At 63.1% G+C, this 24,410-nt stretch carries 17 protein-coding genes; all 17 read right to left on the reverse strand.

All coding sequences use genetic code 11. From position 1 onward, the window contains the following. Position 1: 1 nt before the first annotated feature. The 17 genes from rplC to secE all read right to left on the reverse strand — a co-directional run bounded on the left by rplC (position 2) and on the right by secE (position 24,188). Positions 2 to 715, reverse strand: coding sequence for a 50S ribosomal protein L3 (gene rplC, locus BLV07_RS34400; RefSeq protein ID WP_025036993.1), 714 nt, complete (start codon positions 713 to 715; stop codon positions 2 to 4). A 98-nt stretch (positions 716 to 813) separates the two neighbouring features. Then, entirely contained in the window at positions 814 to 1,122 is a 309-nt protein-coding gene (rpsJ, locus tag BLV07_RS34405; protein ID WP_002712302.1) for a 30S ribosomal protein S10, read from the reverse strand. Between the two features lie 83 nt (positions 1,123 to 1,205). Further along, positions 1,206 to 2,396, reverse strand: a complete 1,191-nt coding sequence (tuf, locus tag BLV07_RS34410) for an elongation factor Tu (RefSeq protein WP_027574053.1) — start codon at positions 2,394 to 2,396, stop codon at positions 1,206 to 1,208. 40 nt (positions 2,397 to 2,436) lie between these two features. Beyond that, a complete protein-coding gene (gene fusA / locus BLV07_RS34415) occupies positions 2,437 to 4,509 on the reverse strand; it encodes an elongation factor G (protein ID WP_091894754.1) in 2,073 nt (690 codons plus the stop codon). A 33-nt stretch (positions 4,510 to 4,542) separates the two neighbouring features. Continuing rightward, positions 4,543 to 5,013, reverse strand: a complete 471-nt coding sequence (gene rpsG / locus BLV07_RS34420; protein ID WP_008136420.1) for a 30S ribosomal protein S7 — start codon at positions 5,011 to 5,013, stop codon at positions 4,543 to 4,545. 15 nt (positions 5,014 to 5,028) lie between these two features. After that, positions 5,029 to 5,400 carry a 30S ribosomal protein S12 gene (rpsL, locus tag BLV07_RS34425; RefSeq protein ID WP_007603006.1) on the reverse strand — a complete coding sequence of 124 codons (372 nt, stop codon included), beginning with the start codon at positions 5,398 to 5,400 and terminating at the stop codon, positions 5,029 to 5,031. A gap of 903 nt (positions 5,401 to 6,303) precedes the next feature. Continuing rightward, the gene (locus tag BLV07_RS34430; RefSeq protein WP_091894756.1) at positions 6,304 to 8,310 is read right to left on the reverse strand and encodes an ABC transporter ATP-binding protein; all 2,007 of its coding nucleotides are present in this window, start codon (positions 8,308 to 8,310) and stop codon (positions 6,304 to 6,306) included. Between the two features lie 130 nt (positions 8,311 to 8,440). Further along, positions 8,441 to 10,495 carry an FAD-dependent oxidoreductase gene (locus BLV07_RS34435; protein WP_091894758.1) on the reverse strand — a complete coding sequence of 685 codons (2,055 nt, stop codon included), beginning with the start codon at positions 10,493 to 10,495 and terminating at the stop codon, positions 8,441 to 8,443. A 192-nt stretch (positions 10,496 to 10,687) separates the two neighbouring features. Further along, positions 10,688 to 14,884 carry a DNA-directed RNA polymerase subunit beta' gene (rpoC, locus tag BLV07_RS34440; protein ID WP_091894761.1) on the reverse strand — a complete coding sequence of 1,399 codons (4,197 nt, stop codon included), beginning with the start codon at positions 14,882 to 14,884 and terminating at the stop codon, positions 10,688 to 10,690. A gap of 127 nt (positions 14,885 to 15,011) precedes the next feature. Beyond that, a complete protein-coding gene (rpoB, locus tag BLV07_RS34445; protein ID WP_091894763.1) occupies positions 15,012 to 19,130 on the reverse strand; it encodes a DNA-directed RNA polymerase subunit beta in 4,119 nt (1,372 codons plus the stop codon). Positions 19,131 to 19,615: 485 nt separating this feature from the next. Beyond that, entirely contained in the window at positions 19,616 to 19,993 is a 378-nt protein-coding gene (gene rplL, locus BLV07_RS34450) for a 50S ribosomal protein L7/L12 (protein WP_091894765.1), read from the reverse strand. A 48-nt stretch (positions 19,994 to 20,041) separates the two neighbouring features. After that, complete coding sequence (rplJ, locus tag BLV07_RS34455) at positions 20,042 to 20,560, reverse strand: 50S ribosomal protein L10 (RefSeq protein WP_091894789.1); 519 nt, start codon at positions 20,558 to 20,560, stop codon at positions 20,042 to 20,044. 581 nt (positions 20,561 to 21,141) lie between these two features. Further along, positions 21,142 to 22,095 (reverse strand): 2-hydroxyacid dehydrogenase, encoded by a 954-nt coding sequence (locus BLV07_RS34460; protein ID WP_091894767.1) that lies wholly within the window; start codon positions 22,093 to 22,095, stop codon positions 21,142 to 21,144. A gap of 90 nt (positions 22,096 to 22,185) precedes the next feature. Next, positions 22,186 to 22,878 (reverse strand): 50S ribosomal protein L1, encoded by a 693-nt coding sequence (gene rplA / locus BLV07_RS34465; protein ID WP_018647230.1) that lies wholly within the window; start codon positions 22,876 to 22,878, stop codon positions 22,186 to 22,188. Positions 22,879 to 22,884: 6 nt separating this feature from the next. Continuing rightward, a complete protein-coding gene (rplK, locus tag BLV07_RS34470; protein ID WP_006611824.1) occupies positions 22,885 to 23,313 on the reverse strand; it encodes a 50S ribosomal protein L11 in 429 nt (142 codons plus the stop codon). Between the two features lie 129 nt (positions 23,314 to 23,442). Continuing rightward, positions 23,443 to 23,997, reverse strand: a complete 555-nt coding sequence (gene nusG / locus BLV07_RS34475) for a transcription termination/antitermination protein NusG (protein ID WP_018647229.1) — start codon at positions 23,995 to 23,997, stop codon at positions 23,443 to 23,445. Next, the gene (gene secE / locus BLV07_RS34480; protein ID WP_091894769.1) at positions 23,997 to 24,188 is read right to left on the reverse strand and encodes a preprotein translocase subunit SecE; all 192 of its coding nucleotides are present in this window, start codon (positions 24,186 to 24,188) and stop codon (positions 23,997 to 23,999) included. The genes nusG and secE overlap by 1 nt, the downstream gene beginning before the upstream one ends. Between the last annotated feature and the right edge of the window lie 222 nt (positions 24,189 to 24,410).

Below are 24,410 nucleotides of genomic sequence, written 5' to 3' on the forward strand. Positions count from 1 at the left end.
CTCACGCCTCCTGCGCAGCCGGAGCGGCTTCCGCGTCGCCAGCAACCTTGAACTTGCCGGGCTTCGGAGCTTCCTTCGGCAGCGGCTTCTTGACGGCGTCGCGCACGCGGATCCAGCCGCCCTTGGAGCCGGGAACGGCGCCTTCGACGAGGATCAGGCCGCGCTCGACATCGGTCTGGACGACACGAAGATTGAGCGTGGTGATGCGATCGACACCCATGTGGCCGGGCATCTTCTTGTTCTTCCAGGTCTTGCCGGGGTCCTGACGGCCACCGGTCGAGCCGATCGAGCGGTGCGAGATCGACACACCGTGCGTGGCGCGCAGACCGCCGAAGTTCCAGCGCTTCATACCGCCGGCAAAGCCCTTACCGACCGAGGTGCCGGTGACGTCGACGAACTGGCCGACGACGAAGTGGTCGGCCTGGATCTCGGCGCCGACCGGGATCATGGCATCCGCGGTGACGCGGAATTCCTCGACCCGGCGCTTCGGCTCGACCTTGGCGACGGCGAACTGGCCGCGCTCGGCCTTGGGCATGTAAACGGTCTTGCGGCTGCCAGAACCGAGCTGGAGCGCGACGTAACCGTTCTTCTCTTCGGTGCGGTGGCCTACGACCTGGCAATTGCCGAGCTTCAGCACGGTCACGGGGATATGTTCGCCGGCCTCCGTGAAGACCCGCGTCATCCCGACCTTTTGTGCGATCACTCCGGAGCGCATCGGCTTGCTTCCTGTTCTTTCTGTCCTTGCGGACTAGCTAATCTTCGTTGTGAGCAAGACCCGGTCCGAAAACCGTTGCCCACTTTTCGGGGTCTTGCTCAGAGCTTGATCTCGACGTCGACACCGGCGGCCAGATCGAGCTTCATCAAAGCATCGACGGTCTGCGGGGTCGGATCGACGATGTCGAGCAGGCGCTTGTGAGTGCGCATCTCGAACTGTTCGCGGCTCTTCTTGTCGACGTGGGGCGAACGGTTGACGGTGAACTTCTCGATGCGGGTAGGCAGCGGAATGGGTCCGCGGACCTGCGCGCCGGTGCGCTTCGCCGTGTTCACGATCTCACGGGTCGACGTATCGAGGATACGATGGTCGAACGCCTTGAGACGGATACGAATATTTTGGCCGTTCATTGCCGTGCTTTCTTTAGTGAGTGGCGAGTAGCGAGTAGCGAATAGAAATCCCTATTCGCCACTCACCATTCCCTATTCGCTTGTTACTCGATGATCGAGGCGACGACGCCGGCGCCGACGGTGCGGCCGCCTTCGCGGATCGCGAAGCGGAGCTTCTCTTCCATCGCGATCGGCACGATCAGATGCACTTCCATCGCGATGTTGTCGCCCGGCATCACCATCTCGGTGCCTTCCGGCAGGTGCACGACACCGGTCACGTCGGTGGTGCGGAAGTAGAACTGCGGACGGTAGTTGGTGAAGAACGGGGTGTGGCGACCGCCCTCTTCCTTGGTGAGGATGTAGGCCTCGGCCTTGAACTTGGTGTGCGGCTTGACCGAACCGGGCTTGGCCAGAACCTGACCGCGCTCGACGTCCTCACGCTTGGTACCGCGGAGCAGCGCGCCGATGTTGTCGCCGGCCTGGCCCTGATCGAGCAGCTTGCGGAACATTTCGACGCCGGTGACGGTGGTCTTCTGGGTCGCACGCAGACCGACGATCTCGATTTCCTCGCCGACCTTGACGACGCCGCGCTCGACACGGCCGGTCACGACGGTGCCGCGGCCCGAGATCGAGAACACGTCTTCAACCGGCATCAGGAACGGCTGGTCGATCGGACGCTCCGGCTGCGGGATGTACTCGTCGACGTTGCGCATCAACTCGAGGATGGCGTCGTGGCCGAGCTTCTTGTCGGAATCTTCGAGAGCGGCGAGCGCCGAACCCTTGATGATCGGGATCTTGTCGCCGGGGAATTCGTACTTCGAGAGCAGCTCGCGGACTTCGAGCTCGACGAGCTCGAGCAGCTCCGGATCGTCGACCATGTCGCACTTGTTGAGGAACACGACCAGCGCGGGCACGCCGACCTGGCGGGCGAGCAGGATGTGCTCGCGGGTCTGCGGCATCGGGCCGTCAGCGGCCGACACGACCAGGATCGCACCGTCCATCTGGGCGGCGCCGGTGATCATGTTCTTGACGTAGTCGGCGTGGCCGGGGCAGTCGACGTGGGCGTAGTGGCGGTTCGTGGTCTCGTACTCGACGTGCGCGGTCGAGATGGTGATGCCGCGAGCCTTCTCTTCCGGCGCCTTGTCGATCTGATCGTACGCGGTGAACGTCGCGCCGCCGGTCTCGGCGAGGATCTTGGTGATCGCCGCGGTCAGCGACGTCTTGCCATGGTCCACGTGACCGATGGTGCCGATGTTGCAGTGCGGCTTGGTACGTTCAAACTTTGCTTTGGCCATTTGACTCTCCGTTCAATCGTCAGCTTGAGACCGACGACAATCAGGCAAACTTCTTCTGGACTTCTGCCGACACGTTGGCCGGCGCTTCTGCGTAGTGATCGAACTGCATGGTGAAGGTCGCGCGACCCTGGCTCATCGAGCGCAGATTGTTCACGTAACCGAACATGTTCATGAGCGGCACCATCGCGTTGATGACGTTGGCGTTGCCGCGCATGTCCTGACCCTGGATCTGACCGCGCCGGGAGTTCAGGTCGCCGATGACCGAGCCGGTGTAGTCTTCCGGGGTCACCACTTCGACCTTCATGATCGGCTCGAGCAGGACGGACTTGCCCATCTGGAGCGCTTCGCGGAAGCAGGCGCGCGAGGCGATTTCGAAGGCGAGCGCCGACGAGTCGACGTCGTGATACTTGCCGTCGACGAGCTGCACCTTGACGTCGACCACAGGGAAGCCCGCGACCACGCCGGACGACAGCACGCTCTCGAGGCCCTTCTCGACGCCGGGGATGTATTCCTTCGGCACCGCGCCACCGACGATCTTCGACTCGAACTCGTAGCCCTTGCCGGCTTCGTTCGGCTCGACGATGAACGACACGGCCGCGAACTGGCCGGTACCGCCGGTCTGCTTCTTGTGGGTGTAGCTGTGCTCGACCCGCTTGGTGACGCGCTCACGGAAGGCCACCTGCGGCGCGCCGATGTTGGCGTCGACCTTGTAGGTGCGCTTGAGGATGTCGACCTTGATGTCGAGATGGAGTTCGCCCATGCCCTTGAGGATGGTCTGGCCGGACTCGTGGTCGGTCGACACGCGGAAGGACGGATCTTCCGCAGCGAGCTTGGCCAGCGCCACGCCCAGCTTCTCCTGGTCGGCCTTGGACTTCGGCTCGATCGCGATCTCGATGACCGGCTCGGGGAATTCCATCTTCTCCAGGATCACCTGCTTGTCCGGATCGCACAGCGTGTCGCCGGTGCGCGCTTCCTTCAGGCCGGCCAGCGCGACGATGTCGCCGGCATAGGCTTCCTTGATGTCCTCGCGGTTGTTCGCATGCATCAGCAGCATGCGCCCGATCCGCTCCTTCTTCTCGCGGGTCGAGTTCACGACGCCGGTGCCGCTCTGCAGAACGCCGGAGTAAATGCGGCAGAAGGTGATGGTGCCGACGAACGGATCGTCCATGATCTTGAACGCGAGCAGCGCCAGCGGCTCCTTGTCGTCCGCCTTGCGCACGACTTCGTTGCCCTTGTCGTCGGTGCCCTTGATCGCGGGCACATCGAGCGGCGACGGCAGGTAGTCGACGACGGCGTCGAGCAGCGGCTGCACGCCCTTGTTCTTGAAGGCCGAACCGCACAGCACGGGATAGAACGCACCGGTCAGCACCGCCTTGCGGATCAGGCGCTTGAGGGTCGCCTCGTCCGGCTCCTTGCCGTCGAGATAGGCGGCCATGGCGTCGTCGTCGAGCTCGACGGCGGCTTCCACCATCTTCTCGCGGTATTCCTTGGCCTGGTCGACCAAGTCTTCCGGAATGTCGACATAGTCGAACTTCGCGCCGAGCGCTTCATCGTTCCAGACGACGCCCTTCATCTTCACGAGGTCAACGAGACCCTTGAAGTTGTTCTCGGCACCGATCGGAAGCTGGATCGCGACGGGCTTGGCGCCCAGACGGTCAACGATGTCGGACAGGCACTTGAAGAAGTCCGCACCGATCTTGTCCATCTTGTTGGCGAAGACGATGCGCGGAACCTTGTACTTGTCACCCTGGCGCCAGACGGTCTCGGTCTGGGGCTCGACGCCCTGGTTCGAGTCGAGCACGCAGACGGCGCCGTCGAGCACGCGCAGCGAACGCTCGACTTCGATGGTGAAGTCGACGTGGCCGGGAGTGTCGATGATGTTCAGGCGCTTGCCGGCCCAGAAGGCGGTGGTCGCAGCCGAGGTGATCGTGATGCCACGCTCCTGCTCCTGCTCCATCCAGTCCATCGTCGCGGCACCTTCGTGCACTTCGCCGATCTTATGGCTCTTGCCGGTGTAGTAGAGGATGCGCTCGGTCGTCGTCGTCTTGCCGGCGTCGATATGCGCCATGATACCGAAGTTACGGTAGTCCTCGATGGCATGTTGGCGGGGCATGGGGTGTTCCTTGCGAGTCCGTTTGTTTCGCCGTTACCAGCGATAGTGCGAGAAGGCGCGGTTGGCTTCCGCCATCCGGTGCACGTCTTCACGCTTCTTGACGGCGTTCCCACGGTTGTTCGACGCATCCAGCAACTCAGCCGAAAGCCGCTCGGTCATGGTCTTCTCGTTGCGCTCGCGCGCGGCCGAGATCAGCCAGCGGATGCCCAGCGCCTGACGGCGGGTCGAGCGAACCTCGACCGGCACCTGGTAGGTCGCGCCGCCGACGCGGCGGGAGCGAACCTCGATCGTCGGCATGACGTTCTCGAGCGCCTGCTCGAACACGCCGAGCGGGTTCTGCTTGGTCTTGGATTCGATGATGCCGAACGCACCGTAGACGATACCTTCCGCGACCGACTTCTTGCCGGCGTACATCACCGAGTTCATAAACTTCGTGACGATGATGTTCCCGAACTTCGGATCGGGAAGAACTTCGCGCTTTTCCGCTGAGTGGCGACGAGACATTGAGCTGGTTCCCGCTTACTTCGGACGCTTCGCGCCGTACTTCGAACGACGCTGCTTACGGTTCTTGACGCCCTGGGTATCCAGAACGCCGCGGAGGATGTGGTAGCGCACGCCGGGCAAGTCCTTGACGCGGCCGCCGCGGATCATGACCACCGAGTGCTCCTGGAGGTTATGACCCTCGCCGGGGATGTAGCCGATCACCTCGAAGCCGTTGGTCAGACGCACCTTGGCGACCTTACGAAGCGCCGAGTTCGGCTTCTTCGGGGTCGTGGTGTAGACGCGGGTGCAAACACCACGCTTCTGCGGCGACTGCTGCAGCGCCGGCACCTTCTTGCGCGACTTCTGCACTTCCCGCGGTTGAGCGATCAGCTGGTTGATCGTCGGCATCCTGGCCTTACCCTTTGTTCTAGCGCAGACCCTTCCGGATCCACTGTCTTGCCGCAGCCCGTTGCCGGGACCGCAAATTCTTTCGAGCCACCCGCCCGACGGGGCCGCCCTGCGCAAATCAATCCGCGCAAAGCGAAATTGCGCCAACCGCTCCATCAACGAGCGGAAAGCGCTTCGACGCCACAGAGGACCGCAGTAGTTAGACCGGTCAGCACAATGCCGCGGCCCGCGCACTGAGGTCATGCATCCGAGTTCGATCTCATGAGAACGTGCTCAAGAGAACTAAAATCGCACTGGCATTGCCTAGCTATGATCGACAGCGTTTGAGCGGCATTCGTCGAGGTTGGTGCCCGCCTTTACGACCCTTGTGGATCTAGTCCTTGGGGATCAAACGGGTGGCCCGTTCCGACGCTGGCGATGCTCACCGCCTGTCGTTAAGTGAGGCGCTTTCTATAAGTGAGAATCGGTCAAGTCAAGGTGAAACGACAGTCACAAAGCGCTTCAGCACCTGCAAAAATAGCCTCTTGGCCGCCTCCCCGCGCCTGCCTGAGATGGGGACGAAGCGGTTGGTCTACCAGATCCAAAGGAAATTATACCCGGACAAAATGTAGCTTTATTATCAAAACTGTGGGCTTTTTCCTGCCCATGCACAAATCCGCTGGCTGGCGGCGGTTTTCCAGCTTCCCTGGCGTGCCGCGATGCCCGGTCTCGCGGGGATTTCGGCAGTACTGGTCGACCCGCGACGGGCCGATGCGCCCAAGCCAAATATCGAAAAAGTCCGCGGCTTGGCGCCGGCCGAACGCCTTGCGTCAGGGAATCACTGAGTCGGTGCTGGGCCACGCATGCTTGGGCGACGAGACATGGATAGGACACGGCGCTCCCTCCGGAGCCGAACGCCCCCAGTCACTCCTCCCCGTCATCCTCATCATCCTCGAGGTCGTCTTCATCCTCGTCGTCATCGTCGGCGTGAGCCAACGCGCCATGGGGCTGGTGAATCTGATCGTTCCACAGCTTGCGATAGGTGCCGTTCCTGGCGAGCAGCTCCGCATGGGAGCCGCGCTCGATCGCCTTGCCCCCTGAGATCACGATGATCTCGTCCATCTCGACCACCGAGGCCAGGCGGTGGGTCGACCAGATCATGGTGCGGCCCTTGGCGACCTTCAGCAGCGTGCGGTTGATCGCGGCTTCCGTGGTCTGGTCGAGCGCCGAGGTGGCTTCGTCCAGCAGCAGCACGGACGGGTTACGGATGATTGCGCGCGCGATCGCGATGCGCTGGCGCTGGCCGCCTGAGAGCGTTTCGCCGCGCTCGCCGACCGGCGTGTCATATCTCTGCGGCAGGCCCATGATGTAGCGGTGGATCTCGGCCTTCTTGGCCGCCTCCTCCACCTCTTCGTCGGTCGCGCCCTCCTTGCCGAGCCGGATGTTCTCGCGGATCGACATGTTGAACAGCATGTTCTCCTGGAACACCACCGCCATGCTCCGGCGCAGCGAATCCAGCGTCACCTTGCGGACGTCAACGCCGTCGATGGTGACGCGGCCTTCGTCGGGCACGTAGAGCCGCAGGATCAGATTGAGCAGCGTGCTCTTGCCCGAGCCCGAGGGACCGACGATGGCGATGCGCTTGCCGGCCTTGAGCTTGAGGCTGAGATTGTCCAGCACCGGCGTCTGGCTACCTTCGTATTGGAACGTCACGTGGTCGAAGGTGATGTCGTTGGTGATGCGCGGCAGGTCGGGCGCGCCGGGGCGATCGGCACCGCGGGTCGGCTCGTCGAGCAGCTCCTGGATGTGCCGGATCGCAGCGGCCGAGGAGATCGACACCGGAATGAAATGCATCACATGGGCGATGTTGTAGGAGACCTCCCAGAACGCGCTCTCGAAGGTGACGAAGGTGCCGATGGTGATCTGGCCCTTGGTCGCAAGATATGCGCCGATCGCGAGCACGACCAGGTGCAGGAGCAGCACCGAGATGGTGACCGTCCGCTCCACCATGGTCGACAGGAATGCGGCCGAGGCGATCTTGTTGCGCGTCTCGTCGTTGCGGAAGGTGAAGAAGCCGAACATCTTGCGCTGCAGGCTGAACGCCTTGATCACCGCCTGCGCCGCCACGTTCTCCTGCACCATGCCGAGCAGCGCGCTCTCGTTGAGCTTCTGTTCGTAATTGGCCTGCACCGCCTTCGGGGTGAGGATGCGCGGGCCGATCAGCGTGATCGGGAACACCAGCAGCGCGACCACCGCGAGCTGCCAGTTCAGGAACACCATCAGGATGATGCCGGCGATCAATTCCAGGAACGGCAGCGCTGCGCTGTTGGCAAAGCTCTTGACCGAGCCTTCGAAGGCCGAAAGATCGACGGAAAAGCGCGACAGGATCTCGCCGCGCTTGGTGCGGCCGAAATAGGCCGCCGGCAGATCCTGGACGTGCTCGAACAGGCGTTTGCGCACGTCGGAAATGATGCAGGCAGCGAGCCGCGCGTCCCAGCGCTCGTACCAGACCGCGACAATCGAGGTGAAGATGCCGGCGGCCGCGAGCACGCCGAGGATCTTGTACAGAGCCTGGAAGTCCTCCTCGCCGAGCGCGTCGTCGATCAGGTACTTCAGGCTGAGCGGCATGATGACGTTGAACAGCGTCTCGACGCAGACGCCGAACGCGACGAATGACAACATCCGCTTGTAGTTGGTCAGATAGGGCCTGACGAACCCGACGATGGTGGCGAGCGCGCCGGCGGCCTCGCGCGCGGTAAAGACGACGAGGTCCTCGTCCTCATCCTCGTCATCGAGCTCCAGCTCGTCCTCGCCCTCCTCGTCCTCCTCGTCTTCGAGTTCCGGCTTCGCGGCGGCGAGCTTGTCGTCGAGCTCGGCCGCCTCTTCCGCGGCGAGCTTCTGTTTGTCGGGCGAGAGGGGCTTGGACGCCATAAAACCAACCGATGCTGACGGCCGGCATGACCGCAGAGAAAGCAGGAATAGCGGCTGCCGCTATTGCACCGATTCTATGCCATCAAGTTGAATTCGGCAAAGCAATTGGCGAAGGCGCCCGACGTCTTGGCTAGTCGTCGTCCTCGACCTTGTCGAAGAAGGAATAGCGCAAGCTGTCGGCGTCGGCGTACCACTGGCCCGGCCCCTTGTTCGCGGCGAGCGTCGCCTCCCAGAGCGCATCGGTGCAGTCCTTGCGGTGCATCGACAGATCGAAGCCGTTGCCGAAGAACAGTTCGGACCATTCCCACCAGGTGCCGAGCTTCTTGACCCCGCGCAGCAGGTCGTAGCGGTCGATCAGTGCCGACGCCATGTCCGACGTGATCGAGCCGAACACGAGGCCGGTCTTGACCACACGATTCAGCTCGCGGATCGCGCGGACCACCTGCTTCGGTGAAACGTGGCAGAGGCTGGTCTCGAACACGAAGTCGAACGCACCGTCCTTGAACGGCATGTCGGTGATCGAGCCGAGCTTGTTGTACTTCTTCAGCGCCTTCGGCGTTTTGGCGTGGATGGCGCGGTTGTTCTCGATTCCCCATGCATCGATGCCGCGATCGCGCAGCGCACCGACCAGCTCGCCGCTGGCAGAGCCCGCGACCAGCAGCTTGGCGCCCTTCGCCTCGCCCCAGACGATGCCGATCAGCCTCGTGAGATAATCGGGATCGGTGAAGTGGCGCCACGCCTCGTCATAGGGACCAAGGCCGCGATAGTTCTCGAAATAATCGCGGTCGATCTTGTCGGAGAGCGGCTTGTCCTCCTGCGCGCGCTCGCGGCGCAGGCGCATCATCTCGGTCAGGATGATGTCGGTCGCCGCGTCCGAGGAGTCGAGCAGACCATTCAGTGTCGAGTCGAATAGGTAGTCGCCGACGACCACGATGCCGGGATGCTGCTTCGGCTCGGGCCGGTGATTGGTCATGACGTCGCGCACCGGCAGACCGCCCGGCAGCGCGTTCACCGACGACAGCCAGCGGTGGATCTTGCCTTCCACAAAATGCAAACGCGCATCGCCGAGCGATGCCGGCAGCGATTTCAGCGCCGCATCGATCAGCTCCTGGTCCGACAGATTGGCGAAGGCCAGCGCGTCGGAGCCGGGAATGAGCCAGTTCAAGACGCCGTGCTTGCCGACGTCGTGGCGCGCGCCCTCGTTGTAGACGCAGCAGCCGCCGAAGGCTTCCGACATGAACCAGGCGCCGGGAATCCTCTCGCCCCAGAACGGCGTGTCGAACAGAATCGAGACGCGCAAGTAGTGCGCCGGGCGATCGAAGTATGAGACGTGCTTGACCATCGACTTGCGCAGCTGCTCGCCTTCCCAGCCGACGGTCGCGAGCCAGGAATGCGGCAGGCACATCAGCACGAGATCGAAGTCGCGCGTTTCGGGCCCCTTGCCGTTCATCATCTTGAGCTGATAACGGCCGGTCGGGGCTTTGCCGACGGTGAGCACCCGGTGATTGAGCTGGATGTCGGCATTGACCTCCGATTGCAGGCACTCGATCAGCTGCTCGTTGCCGTTCTGGATGGAATAGAGGCCGATATAGCCGTCGACGTCCATCAGATAGTTCTTGAGCGCGTTGAGGCCGTTGGTGTTGTGGCTCTCGGTCGCGATGTCCGAGCGCGCCATGACCTTGAAGAAACGCTTTGCCGTCTCGTCCTCGACCTCCTCATCGAGCACCTGCTCGGCGGTCTTGTAGGCCCAGGGGTTCTCGTTGTCGTGCGCGCCGACGCCTTCGTAATACTCGATCGGCGACATCACCTCGGTGCAGCGCTTGCGGAACGCCTCGATCGCGGCCGCGGTCTTGGCGCCGTATTTGCGGCGCATGCCAGCGACGTCGTTGAGGAGCTCGCCGCCGAACTGCACCTGCTCGGCATCCATCGGAATGGTCTGAAGCCCGAAATGCTGGATCAGCTCGCGCAGCGGATCGGGCCCGGTCATCGAGTAGTCGTAGATCTCGGCAACGCCAGCCTCGTACGTCGCGGGCGCGGAATCGAATTTGCGGGTGACGATCTTGCCGCCGAGCCGGTCGGACGCCTCGAAGATGGTGACGCGGCAGAGGTCGCCGAGCTTGCGCTTAAGATACCAGGCGCTCATCAGCCCGCCGGGGCCGCCGCCTACGATTGCGAGATCAAGCATGTGAGTTCCGTGGTCTCCGGCCCTGCCCCCGTCACGGGACCACCGGTCTAAGCTCTCCTAGCAGAAGCGCTTTTGCGGCTGAAGGAAAGATGAACAAAGGCTGATCCCGCATAGCAGCAAACACAGAAAGCAGCAAAAAGGCCGGCAAAAGCCGGCCTTTTCATTGTCCTCGGTATTCTTACGGATGAACCATCATTCAGCCGGCGGCAGCGCCATCGGCTCCGCTTCCGGCGCGGGCGACACGACGGCCGCCTGCTTCTCGCGCTCGTCCAGGATCAGCTTGTCGCGCTTCATGGCGACTTCGCGGATCTTGGCCATGGAGGCGCCGGTGCCCGCCGGGATCAGCCGGCCGACGATGACGTTCTCCTTGAGGCCTTCGAGCGGATCGATCTTGCCGTTGACCGCCGCTTCCGTGAGGACGCGGGTGGTCTCCTGGAACGAGGCCGCCGAGAAGAACGAGCGGGTCTGAAGGCTCGCCTTGGTGATGCCGAGCAGAACCGGCGTCCCCGTGGCGGGCTTCTTGCCCTCTTCCTTGGCCTTCTCGTTCAGCGCGTCGAACTCGATCTTGTCGACCTGCTCGCCGGAGATCATGTCCGTGTCGCCCTGGTCGGTGACTTCCACCTTCTGGAGCATCTGACGGACAATCACCTCGATGTGCTTGTCGTTGATGAGCACGCCCTGGAGCCGGTAGACCTCCTGGATTTCGTTGACCAGGTAAGCCGCAAGCTCCTCGATGCCCTTCACCGCAAGAATGTCGTGCGGCGCCGGGTTGCCTTCCACGATGAAGTCGCCCTTTTCGACGACGTCGCCGTCCTGAAGGTGGATGTGCTTGCCCTTCGGGATCAGGTACTCGCGCGGCTCCTCGGTCTTGTCCATCGGCTCGATCGAGATGCGACGCTTGTTCTTGTAGTCGCGTCCGAACCGGATGGTGCCCGCGATTTCGGCGATGATCGCCGCATCCTTCGGACGCCGTGCCTCGAACAGTTCCGCCACCCGCGGCAGACCGCCGGTGATGTCACGCGTCTTGGCGCTTTCGGTCGAGACACGGGCGAGGATGTCGCCCGGATTGACCTTGGCTCCGACGTCGACCGAGAGAATGGCGTCGACCGACAGCATGTAGCGGGCATCGCCGCCACGGGGCAGCTTGAGCACCTTGCCGTCCTTGCCCTTGACCACGATGGCCGGACGCAGGTCCGAGCCGCCGCGGGTCGAGCGCCAGTCGATAACCACGCGCTTGGCAATACCGGTGGCCTCGTCGAGCGTTTCCGAGATCGATTGCCCCTCGACCAGATCCTCGAAGCCGATCGTACCTTCGACTTCAGTGAGGAGCGGACGGGTGTAAGGATCCCACTCGACGACGCGCTGGCCGCGCTTGACCATGTCGCCTTCGTCCACGTGCAGGCGCGAGCCGTACTGGACACGGTGCGTCGCACGCTCGGTGCCGTCGGCATCGACGATCGCCACCACCATGTTGCGCACCATCGCGATCAGGTGACCTTCGCTGTTGCGGGCGATGGCCTTGTTCCGGATCACGATCTTGCCGTCGAAGTTGGCTTCGACGAAGGACTGCTCGTTGAGCTGCGCCGCACCGCCGATGTGGAAGGTGCGCATGGTCAGCTGGGTGCCCGGCTCACCGATCGACTGCGCCGCGATGACGCCGACGGCTTCACCGTGGTTGACCGGCGTGCCGCGGGCGAGGTCGCGGCCGTAGCACTTGCCGCAGATGCCGTTAACGAGCTCGCAAGTCAGCGCCGAGCGGATCTTCACCTCCTGCACACCACCCTGCTGGATGGCGTCCAGATGGCTCTCTTCCATCAGCGTGTCGCGCTTGATGATCACCTTGCCCGAGCTGTCACGGATGTCTTCGCAGGCCGTGCGTCCGAGGATGCGCGAGCCGAGCGAAGCCACCACGGTGCCGGCGTCGACGATGGCGCGCATCTTGATGCCGAGCTTGGTGCCGCAGTCACTCTGCGTGATGATGCAGTCCTGCGCCACGTCGACGAGACGACGGGTCAGGTAGCCCGAGTTCGCAGTCTTCAACGCGGTGTCCGCGAGGCCCTTGCGGGCGCCGTGGGTCGAGTTGAAGTACTCGAGAACCGAGAGGCCTTCCTTGAAGTTCGAGATGATCGGCGTCTCGATGATCTCACCCGACGGCTTGGCCATCAGGCCGCGCATGCCGGCGAGCTGGCGCATCTGGGCCGGCGAACCGCGGGCACCGGAGTGAGCCATCATGTAGATCGAGTTGATGTCGGCGTCGGCTCCGCTCGCCGTCTTCTTGGTGGCGGAGATCTCCTTCATCATCGCCTTGGCGATTTCTTCCGTGGCCTTCGACCAGGCGTCGACGACCTTGTTGTACTTCTCGCCATGGGTGATCAGGCCGTCGTTGTACTGCTGCTCGAAATCCTTCGCCAACGTACGGGTGGTATCGACGATCTTCCACTTGCCGTGCGGCACGACCATGTCGTCCTTGCCGAACGAGATGCCGGCCTTGAACGCGTTGTAGAAGCCGAGCGCCATGATGCGGTCGCAGAAGATCACCGTCTCCTTCTGGCCGCAGTGACGGTAGACTTGGTCGATCACGCCCGAGATCTCGCGCTTGGTCATCAGCTTATTGATGATCTCGTACGAGATGCGCGGGTTCTTCGGCAGCAGATTGCCGAGCATGACGCGGCCGGCGGTGGTCTCGATCCAGCGCTTGGAGACCTTGCCGGTCTCGTCCATGCCTTCCCACCGGTACTTGATCTTGGTGTGGAGGTGGATGACCTTCGCATGCAGGGCGTGCTCGAGCTCGGCCATGTCGCCGAACACCTTGCCCTCGCCGGGCAGGCCTTCACGCATGATCGAGACGTAGTAGAGACCCAGCACGATGTCCTGCGACGGCACGATGATCGGCTGACCGTTCGCCGGATGCAGGATGTTGTTGGTCGACATCATCAGCACGCGCGCTTCCAGCTGCGCTTCGAGCGACAGCGGAACGTGCACGGCCATCTGATCACCGTCGAAGTCGGCGTTGAACGCGGAGCAGACCAGCGGGTGCAGCTGGATCGCCTTGCCCTCGATCAGCACGGGCTCGAACGCCTGGATGCCGAGGCGGTGCAGCGTCGGTGCGCGGTTGAGCAGCACCGGATGCTCGCGGATGACCTCGTCCAGGATGTCCCAGACCTCGGGCCGCTCCTTCTCGACCAACTTCTTGGCCTGCTTCACGGTGGTGGACAGGCCCTTGGCGTCAAGCCGCGAGTAGATGAACGGCTTGAACAGCTCGAGCGCCATCTTCTTCGGCAGGCCGCACTGATGCAGACGCAGCTCGGGACCGACCACGATCACCGAACGGCCCGAATAGTCGACGCGCTTGCCGAGCAGGTTCTGACGGAAGCGGCCCTGCTTGCCCTTGAGCATGTCGGCGAGCGACTTCAGCGGGCGCTTGTTGGCGCCGGTGATGACGCGGCCGCGGCGGCCGTTGTCGAACAGCGCATCGACCGCTTCCTGAAGCATGCGCTTCTCGTTGCGGATGATGATGTCGGGCGCGCGCAGCTCCATCAGCCGCTTCAAGCGGTTGTTGCGGTTGATGACGCGGCGGTAGAGGTCGTTGAGGTCCGAGGTCGCGAAGCGGCCGCCGTCCAGCGGCACCAGCGGACGCAGGTCCGGCGGGATCACCGGGACCACGGTCATGATCATCCATTCCGGCTTGTTGCCGGAGTGGCGGAACGCTTCCACGATCTTCAGGCGCTTGGCGAGCTTCTTGTGCTTGATGTCGGAGTCGGTCTCCTGCATCTCGACGCGCAAGGAGGCCTCGAGCTTCTCGAGGTCCATGCCCTTGAGCAGCTCGCGGATCGCTTCCGCGCCGATCATGGCGGTGAAGGAATCCTGGCCGTACTCGTCCTGCGCCTTCAGATACTCGTCTTCCGACAAGAGCTGACGGTCCTTCAGCGCGGTGAGACCCGGCTCCAGCACGACGTAGTATTCGAAATAGAGGATCCGCTCGAGATCCTTCAGCGTCATGTCCAGCAGAAGGCCGATGCGCGAGGGCAGCGACTTCAGGAACCAGATGTGGGCGACGGGGGCTGCGAGCTCGATGTGGCCCATGCGCTCGCGCCGGACGCGCGACAGCGTCACCTCGACCGAGCACTTCTCGCAGATGATGCCCTTGTACTTCATGCGCTTGTACTTGCCGCACAAGCACTCGTAGTCCTTGATCGGCCCGAAGATGCGGGCGCAGAACAGGCCGTCGCGCTCCGGCTTGAAGGTACGGTAGTTGATGGTCTCCGGCTTCTTGATCTCGCCGTAGGACCAGGACAGAATCTTTTCTGGAGACGCGATCGAGATCCGGATCTGGTCGAAGACCTGAGCCGGCGTCGTCGGATTGAAGAGATTCATAATTTCTTGGTTCATCGTCTTCTCCTCGCGTGCCGGTCGCCTCCGGCCGCAAATTCGAAAATCACTTAGCGGGGCGCCCTGCCCCTCAAGGCCTCAGGCCGGGCGCCTGCCCGGCCGCGAAGGCCGGGCATGACAGGTCGAATTACTCGGCCGCTTCCGACGTCGGCGCCGGTCCCATCTTGGAGTTGTGCAGGTCGACGTTGAGGCCGAGCGAGCGCATTTCCTTGACCAGCACGTTGAAGGATTCCGGAATACCAGCCTCGAACGTGTCGTCGCCGCGCACGATCGCCTCGTACACCTTGGTGCGGCCGGCGACGTCGTCCGACTTCACCGTCAGCATCTCCTGGAGCGTGTACGCCGCGCCGTAAGCCTCGAGCGCCCACACCTCCATTTCGCCGAAGCGCTGGCCGCCGAACTGCGCCTTGCCGCCCAGCGGCTGCTGGGTGACGAGCGAGTACGGACCGATCGAACGCGCGTGGATCTTGTCGTCGACGAGATGGTGCAGCTTGAGCATGTATATATAGCCCACCGTCACCTTGCGATCGAACGGATCGCCGGTGCGGCCGTCATAGACGGTCGACTGACCCGAAGCGTCGAGACCGGCGAGCTTCAGCATCTCCTCGATGTCGGCTTCCTTCGCGCCGTCGAACACCGGCGTCGCGATCGGCACGCCGCGGCTCAAATTGTGGCCGAGCTCGATCAGCTCGTTGTCGTTGAGCGACTTGATCGTCTCGTCCTCGCCGTAGACCTTCTTCAAGGTTTCCTTCAGCGGTTTGATGTCCTGCTTCGACAGGTAAGCATCGACCGTCTGGCCGATACGCTTGCCGAGGCCGGCGCAGGCCCAGCCGAGATGGGTCTCGAGGATCTGTCCGACGTTCATGCGCGAGGGCACGCCCAGCGGATTGAGCACGATGTCGGCATGCGTGCCGTCTTCGAGGAACGGCATGTCCTCGATCGGCACGATCTTCGACACCACGCCCTTGTTGCCGTGGCGGCCGGCCATCTTGTCGCCGGGCTGGATCTTGCGCTTCACCGCGACGAAGACCTTGACCATCTTCATCACGCCAGGCGGCAATTCGTCACCGCGCTGAAGCTTCTCGACCTTGTCGAGGAAGCGCTGTTCCAGCCCCTTCTTCGACTCGTCGTACTGCTTCCGCATGGCCTCGATCTCGGCCATCAGCTTGTCGTTGGGCGAGGCGAACAGCCACCACTGCGACTTCGGGTACTCCTCGAGCACCGCACGGGTGATCTTGGTGTCCTTCTTGAAGCCCTTCGGACCGGCAATGCCCTGCCGTCCTTCGAGCAGCTCGGCAAGACGGTTGTAGACGTTGCGGTCGAGGATCGCCTGCTCGTCGTCGCGGTCCTTGGCCAGACGCTCGATCTCTTCCCGCTCGATCGCCAGCGCACGCTCGTCCTTGTCGACGCCGTGACGGTTGAACACGCGCACTTCGACGATGGTGCCCTGCACGCCCGGAGGAACGCGCAGCGAAGTGTCGCGAACGTCGGAAGCCTTCTCGCCGAAGATGGCGCGCAGGAGCTTCTCTTCCGGCGTCATCGGGCTTTCGCCCTTCGGCGTGATCTTGCCGACCAGGATGTCGCCGGCGCGCACTTCCGCACCGATGTAGACGATACCGGCTTCGTCGAGGTTCTTCAGCGCTTCTTCCGAGACGTTCGGAATGTCGCGGGTGATTTCCTCAGGTCCGAGCTTGGTGTCGCGGGCCATCACCTCGAACTCCTCGATGTGGATCGAGGTGAAGACGTCTTCTTTCACGATCCGCTCGGAGAGCAGGATCGAGTCTTCGAAGTTGTATCCGTTCCACGGCATGAACGCGACCAGCACGTTGCGGCCGAGCGCGAGCTCGCCGAGATCGGTCGAGGGGCCGTCGGCGATGATGTCGCCCTTCTTGACGATGTCGCCGACCTTCACCAGCGGACGCTGGTTGATGCAGGTCGACTGGTTGGAGCGTTGATACTTCATCAACCGGTAGATATCGACGCCCGACTTGGTCGGATCGAGATCTTCAGTGGCGCGGATGACGACGCGGGTCGCATCGATCTGGTCGATCACGCCGGAACGGCGCGCCGCGATCGCAGCACCCGAGTCACGCGCGACCACGCCTTCCATGCCGGTGCCGACGAACGGCGCCTCGGCGCGAACCAGCGGCACCGCCTGGCGCTGCATGTTCGAGCCCATCAGCGCGCGGTTGGCGTCGTCGTTCTCGAGGAACGGGATCAGCGCCGCGGCCACCGACACGAGCTGCTTCGGCGACACGTCCATGTAGTCGACCTTGTCCGGCGTCACCGGCAAAACTTCGCCAGCGTGACGGCAGACCACGAGGTCTTCGGTGAAGCGGCCCTTCGGGTCGAGCGGCACGTTGGCCTGCGCGACCGTGTAGCGGCCCTCCTCCATCGCCGAGAGGTACACGACCTCGTCGGTGACGCGGCCGTCCTTGACCTTGCGGTACGGCGTCTCGACGAAGCCATACTTGTTCACGCGCGCGAAGGTCGCGAGCGAGTTGATCAGGCCGATGTTCGGACCTTCCGGCGTCTCGATCGGGCAGATGCGGCCGTAATGCGTCGGATGCACGTCGCGCACCTCGAAGCCGGCGCGCTCGCGGGTCAGACCACCCGGTCCGAGCGCCGATAGGCGCCGCTTGTGGGTGATCTCGCTGAGCGGGTTGGTCTGGTCCATGAACTGCGAGAGCTGCGAGGAACCGAAGAACTCGCGCACGGCGGCAGCCGCCGGCTTGGCGTTGATCAGGTCCTGCGGCATCACCGTGTCGATGTCGACCGAGGACATGCGCTCCTTGATCGCGCGCTCCATGCGCAGGAGGCCGATGCGGTACTGGTTCTCCATGAGCTCGCCGACCGAACGCACGCGGCGGTTGCCGAGATGATCGATGTCGTCGATCTCGCCCTTGCCGTCGCGCAGGTCCACCAGCGTCTTGATGACGGAGAGGATGTCTTCCTTGCGCAGCGTGCGCTGGGTATCGGGCGCATCGAGGTCGAGGCGCATATTCATCTTGACACGGCCGACCGCGGAGAGGTCGTAGCGCTCGGCGTCGAAGAACAGCGACTGGAACATGGCCTGCGCCGATTCCAGCGTCGGCGGCTCGCCCGGACGCATAACGCGGTAGATGTCGAACAGCGCGTCCTCACGCGTCATGTTCTTGTCGGCCGAGAGCGTGTTGCGGATGTAGGGGCCGACATTGACGTGGTCGATGTCGAGCAGCGGCAGCTCCTTGTAGCCCTGCTCGTTGAGCGCCTTCATCAGCTTGTCGGTGATTTCCTCACCGGCTTCAGCATGGATCTCGCCCGTCTTCGGGTTGACGAGGTCCTCGGCGACGTAGTTGCCGACCAGCTCCTCATCGGCCATGCGCAGCGCCTTCAGCCCCTTCTCCTGGAGCTGGCGGGCGGCACGGACGGTGAGCTTCTTGCCGGCCTCGAGCACCACCTTGCCGGTATCGGCGTCGATCAAATCGTTGACGGTCGAATAGCCGCGGAAGCGGTTGGCGTCGAACGGAACGCGCCAGCCTTCCTTGGTCCGCTTGTAGAGGATCCTCTTATAGAACGTGGACAGGATCGCCTCGCCGTCGAGGCCGAGCGCGAACATCAGCGACGTCACCGGAATCTTGCGGCGACGGTCGATACGCGCATAGACGATGTCCTTGGCGTCGAACTCGATGTCGAGCCAGGAGCCGCGATAGGGAATCACGCGAGCGGCGAACAGCAGCTTGCCCGAGGAATGGGTCTTGCCCTTGTCGTGGTCGAAGAACACGCCGGGCGAACGGTGCATCTGCGAGACGATGACGCGCTCGGTGCCGTTGACGATGAAGGTGCCGTTCATCGTCATGAGCGGGATGTCGCCCATGTAGACGTCCTGCTCCTTGATGTCCTTCACCGACTTCGCGCCGGTTTCCTCGTCGATATCGAACACGATGAGGCGCAGCGTCACCTTGAGGGGAGCCGCGAAGGTCATGCCGCGCTGGCGGCACTCGTCGACGTCGTATTTCGGCTGCTCGAACTCGTAGCGGACGAATTCCAGCATCGAGGTGCCCGAGAAGTCGGAGATCGGAAACACCGAGCGGAACACCGCCTGCAGACCCTCGTCGAGACGGCCACCCTGGGGCTCGTCGACCATCAGGAACTGGTCATAGGACGCCTTCTGAACCTCGATGAGGTTCGGCATCTCGGCGACTTCCTTGATGTGTCCGAAGAACTTGCGAACGCGTTTGCGACCGGTGAATGTCTGCTGCGCCATCGTGGCCTCTCATTTCGTCGCCCGCTCTGGGCGCGCCGTCCGGAACGCGGCTGCCACCGCTCCCCGGGTTGAATTTTTCGAACCCGTCTTGGGGGCCGGAAGCTCAGTTTCAGGCGGGAATGTCCTGAATCTGTTCTTCAGACCTTCAAAACGCAAAACGACGCGCGGGGCGCAGAAGCGCGCCCGCCCGTCACAACGATCGTCTTCACGGACTGCAAAAGCCCGAAATAGCCTGCTCTCCCAACGGCTTACAGGGAAATCCGGCATCCCTGCCCACCGCGCTTTCGTGCTGCCGACCCGATATGGGGCGACAATAGTGGAGATTCGAGGGGTAAACCCTCAAATCCCCACACTTTTTCGTGTTCGGCCTGCGTCGGGACGTTCCGTCGCACGCCTTTTGCATCCGGCCCACCCCTTCGATGGGGGCGGACCAAGATCCCGGGTCGCGCCGATGCTCGCCCGGGACCTCGCCAGTAAGCTTCCGCTTACTTGAGCTCGACCTTGGCGCCAGCCTTCTCGATCTGCGCCTTGATCTTCTCGGCTTCTTCCTTGTTCACGCCTTCCTTCAGCGGCTTCGGAGCACCCTCGACGAGGTCCTTTGCTTCCTTCAGGCCGAGACCGGTGATGGCGCGGACTTCCTTGATGACCTCGATCTTCTTGTCGCCGGCGCTGGCGAGAACGACCGTGAACTCGGTCTTCTCTTCAGCCGGAGCGGCAGCGCCGCCGCCAGCGGCCGGACCGGCCACGGCGACAGCCGCGGCAGCCGAAACGCCCCATTTCTCTTCGAGGAGCTTCGCGAGTTCGGCAGCTTCGAGCACGGTGAGGCTCGAGAGGTCGTCAACGATCTTCTGCAAGTCAGCCATTGTTCAGTTTCCTTACGTCTGGTTCGGGTTTGAGTTTTGCGAAGGGCGTCAGGCCGCTTCGCCCTTTGAGGCATGAGCCTGGATGACGCGCGCGAGCTTGCCCGCGGGCGCGTTGGCGAGCTGAGCGAGCTTGGTCGCCGGGGCCACGATGAGGCCGACGATCTTGCCGCGCAGTTCGTCAAGCGACGGCAGTGAGGCAAGCGCCTTCACCCCGTCGACATTCAGGACGGTCTTGCCCATCGAGCCGCCGATGATGACGAACTTTTCGTTCGCCTTGGCGAATTCGATGGCGACCTTCGGCGCCGCTACCGGATCGTTGGAAGTTGCGATCACGGTCGGCCCCTTCAGCATGGGGCCAATGGCAACGACGTCAGTGCCTTCAAGAGCAATTTTGGCGAGACGGTTCTTCGAGACCTTCACCGAGGCGCCAGCCTGCTTCATCTGCATGCGCAGCTTCTGCATCTGGGCAACGGTGAGGCCGGAATATTGAGCAACGATCGCGACGCCCGTGGTCTTGAAGACCTCGTTGAGCTGTTCGACCGCTTCCTTTTTTGCCGCTCGTTCCACAGCAAGCTCTCTCCGGTTGGCGGCCATCGCGCGAAGCGGGACCGCCGGGTTGCACCCATCGTCCCGCCCAAACCTGAACCTCCGGGCCAAAACCCATCGGACACGCCGGGCAAGACGACAATTCAAGCCTGCCCTCCGGGAGCCCATAAGGCCCACGGCGTGTCGAGGTCCGAACCAGACCCGTTTCGCGAAGCCAGCCCTTGAAGCTGGGTGCGAAGTGAAATCCGGTCTTCACCCGTCTATGCAGGCCATGAGATTAAGCCGTTGAGAAATCGAAATTCCCCGCGGGCGCCTGCAGTCTTGGACAGGACAAGGTCAGCCAGCGAACCGCCCGACCTCTGCCCGCATTCCACCAAGTGACGAGGTTTCCTTCCTTTTCCGGGCAAATCCTTGCGGACGTCCTGGAAAGGAATGATCTCCCGCTGCATCGGTTTTCGGAATGCGTGCACGAACGCGCCAGCCGAGGCCGGCACGTCCGGAAGCCGTTCTTTAACCGCTCGGAGCCTGCTTGCCAAGAGCAAAATTCACACCAGTTCCAATCCGTTGCCGGCCGGGCCTGAGGCGGGCCAAGAAGAGCCGATTCAGGCCGATTTGACCGCGTAAGGCAGCGGCCTGCCCTCGAAAAACGCGGTCAGGTTCGCCAGCACGCAGTTTTGCATGGCGACGTGCGATTCGAGGGTATGGCCACCGATATGTGGGGCGAGCACTACATTGGGGAGCGTGGTCAGCGCGTCGGGGGCGTGCGGTTCCTTGTCGTAAACGTCGAGGCCGGCGCCGGCGATGGTCTTATCGGTAAGCGCGGCGACCAGGGCCTGCTCGTCGACGACCGAGCCGCGGGAGATGTTCACGATATAACCGTCCGCGCCGAGACGCCTGAGGATATCGGCGTTGACGACGTGCTGGGTCTCGGCCCCTGCCCGGACCGCGATCATCAGCACGCTGCACCAGTCGGCGAGCTCTTCCAGCGTCCGGAAATATTGATAAGGCAGATCGTATCTGGTGCGGCTGAAATAGCCGATCTCGCTTTCGAACGCCGCGCAGCGCGCCGCAATCTTGCGGCCGATCTCACCCATGCCGTAGATACCGATCCGGCGGCCGGGCATGCCCGCCTGTGGCCGCATCATCGGCGAGGGTTTTGACGCCGCCCAATCGCCGCTGCGGACATATTGGTCGGCAACCAGGATCCGCCGCGTCGTCGCCAGCATCAGGGTCATCGCGATGTCGGCGACGGAGGCCGCATTGGCACCTGGACTGTGGCCGACCGCGATGTTGCGCACGGCGGCCGCCTTCAAGTCGACGCCGTCATAGCCGGTGCCGTAGCAGACGATGGCGCCAAGCTTCGGAAACAGGTCCATCGCCTCGGCCCCCAGCGGCGTGCCGCCTGCGGTGAGCATCGCGCGGATGCCGCCGAGTTCACCCGCCGAAAACACCTCACGCGCGGGCTTGCCACCGGTGTCGAGCAGCTCGAACCGTTCGGCGAAACGTACCATCATCGTCTTGGGAAAGCGGGAGTAGATCAGGACCTTGTCAGCCATTGTTCTTGTTTCCGGTGAACGCGGTCACAAACGACGAGGGGCGGAATCGGTTGCCCAATTCCGCCCCTCGCCTCATGCAATATTTGAACCTTAGCCGAGGATGGTGCCCGGCTCGACCTTCACCCCGGGGCCCATCGTCGAGGACACCGCAACGCGCTGGATGTAGGTGCCCTTGGAGCCGGCCGGCTTCGCCTTGGAGACGGCGTCTGCCAGGGCCTTGATGTTCTCGACCAGCTTCTCCTCGGAGAACGAGGCCTTGCCGACGCCGGCCTGCAGGATGCCGGCCTTCTCGACGCGGAACTCGACCGAGCCGCCCTTGGCACCCTTCACCGCGCCGGTGACGTCCATGGTCACGGTGCCGATCTTCGGGTTCGGCATCAGGCCGCGCGGGCCGAGCACCTTACCCAACCGGCCGACCAGCGGCATCATGTCGGGGGTGGCGATGCAGCGGTCGAAATCGATCGAGCCGTTCTGCACCTTCTCGACCAGATCCTCTGCGCCGACGACGTCGGCACCCGCAGCCTTGGCCTCATCGGCCTTGGCGCCACGAGCGAACACGCCGACGCGGAGCGTACGGCCGGTGCCATTCGGCAGGGTCACGACGCCGCGGACCATCTGGTCGGCGTGACGCGGATCGACGCCGAGATTGATCGCGACCTCGATGGTCTCGTCGAACTTCGCTTTCGCGCGCTCCTTGACCATCTTGATGGCGTCCGCGAGCGGGTAAAGCTTTTCGCGGTCAATGCCTTCGCGGGCTTTGTTCAAACGCTTTCCGATTGCCATGACCGCTTACCCCGCAACTTCCAGACCCATCGAACGGGCGGAGCCCTCGACCATCTTCATGGCCGATTCGATGCTGTCGCAATTCAAGTCCTTCATCTTCTTCTCGGCGATCTCGCGCACCTGCGCCTTGGTCACCTTGCCGGCCTTGTCACGGCCCGGCGCCTTCGAGCCGGACTGGATCTTGGCAGCCTGCTTGAGGAAGAACGACATCGGGGGGGTCTTCATCTCGAAGGTGAACGAACGATCGGCGTAGATCGTGATCACCACGGGAATCGGGGTGTTCTTCTCTTCCTTCTGGGTCTGGGCGTTGAACGCCTTGCAGAACTCCATGATGTTGAGACCGCGCTGACCGAGCGCGGGACCGATCGGGGGCGAAGGATTCGCCGCGCCGGCCGGGACCTGAAGCTTCAGGTATCCGGTCACTTTCTTTGCCATGTATCACTCCTGTTGTGCCGGCATGGCCGGCGGTTTCAGGTTCGTGGTCTGGGTCGGATGCGGCTGGCAACCGCCCTCTCCCTCCCACGGCCTCTTGCTGCGCAAGACCGAAGTCTCGCGCGTACTCGGTCAGACCTTCTCGACCTGACCGAATTCCAGTTCGACCGGCGTGGCGCGGCCGAAGATCGACACCGCGACCTTCACGCGCGAGCGCGCCTCGTCGATTTCCTCGACAACACCCGAGAACGAGGCGAATGGGCCGTCGGCCACGCGCACGTTCTCGCCGATCTCGAACGAGACCGACGCCTTCGGCCGTTCCACGCCCTCCTGCACCTGGTGCAGGATGCGCATGGCCTCGGCTTCCGAGATCGGCATCGGCTTGTTTTCAGCGCCGAGGAAGCCCGTCACTTTCGGCGTGTTCTTGATCAGATGGAACGCCTCGTCGGTCAGCTTCATCTTCACCAGCACATAGCCGGGGAAAAACTTGCGCTCGGCGTCGATCTTGCGGCCGCGGCGCACTTCCGTGACCTTCTCGGTCGGCACCAGCACCAGTTCGAACAGCTCCTCGAGCCCGCGCTGCTTGGCCTGCTCCCGAATCGATTCGGCGACCTTCTTCTCGAAGTTCGAATAGGCGTGGACGATGTACCAGCGCTTGTCAGACACTTGAGCGGTTGCTGTTGCCATCAGTGAATGCCCAGAAGGAAAGTGATGAGGTAACGGATGATCTGGTCGGAGGCGAAGAAGAAGATCGAGGCCACGGCGACCATGACGAACACCATGATGGTGGTGATGGTGGTCTCACGACGGGTCGGCCAGGTGACCTTGGCGGTCTCCGAGCGCACTTCCTGCAAGAACTTGAACGGGCTGACTGCCATCGTTTAATGTCCAACGTCCGTCGCAAGACGGCTACTGATTTCGAAGGGATCCGAACAGGCGCCTTTGGCCCAGCCCTCGTCTGAAGGATGAGCCGGAAACCGGGCTCGATTGTTCGGGGATTTCAAAGCCGCGCCGGAAATCCGCGTCTAACGGGCCGGCTGCGAGTGCGGGGTAAATACTGCGGATGGGGCCAAAGGTCAAGATATTGGGAGCCCGGGATA

This window comes from Bradyrhizobium sp. Rc2d (assembly GCF_900099855.1).
Taxonomy (GTDB): domain Bacteria; phylum Pseudomonadota; class Alphaproteobacteria; order Rhizobiales; family Xanthobacteraceae; genus Bradyrhizobium.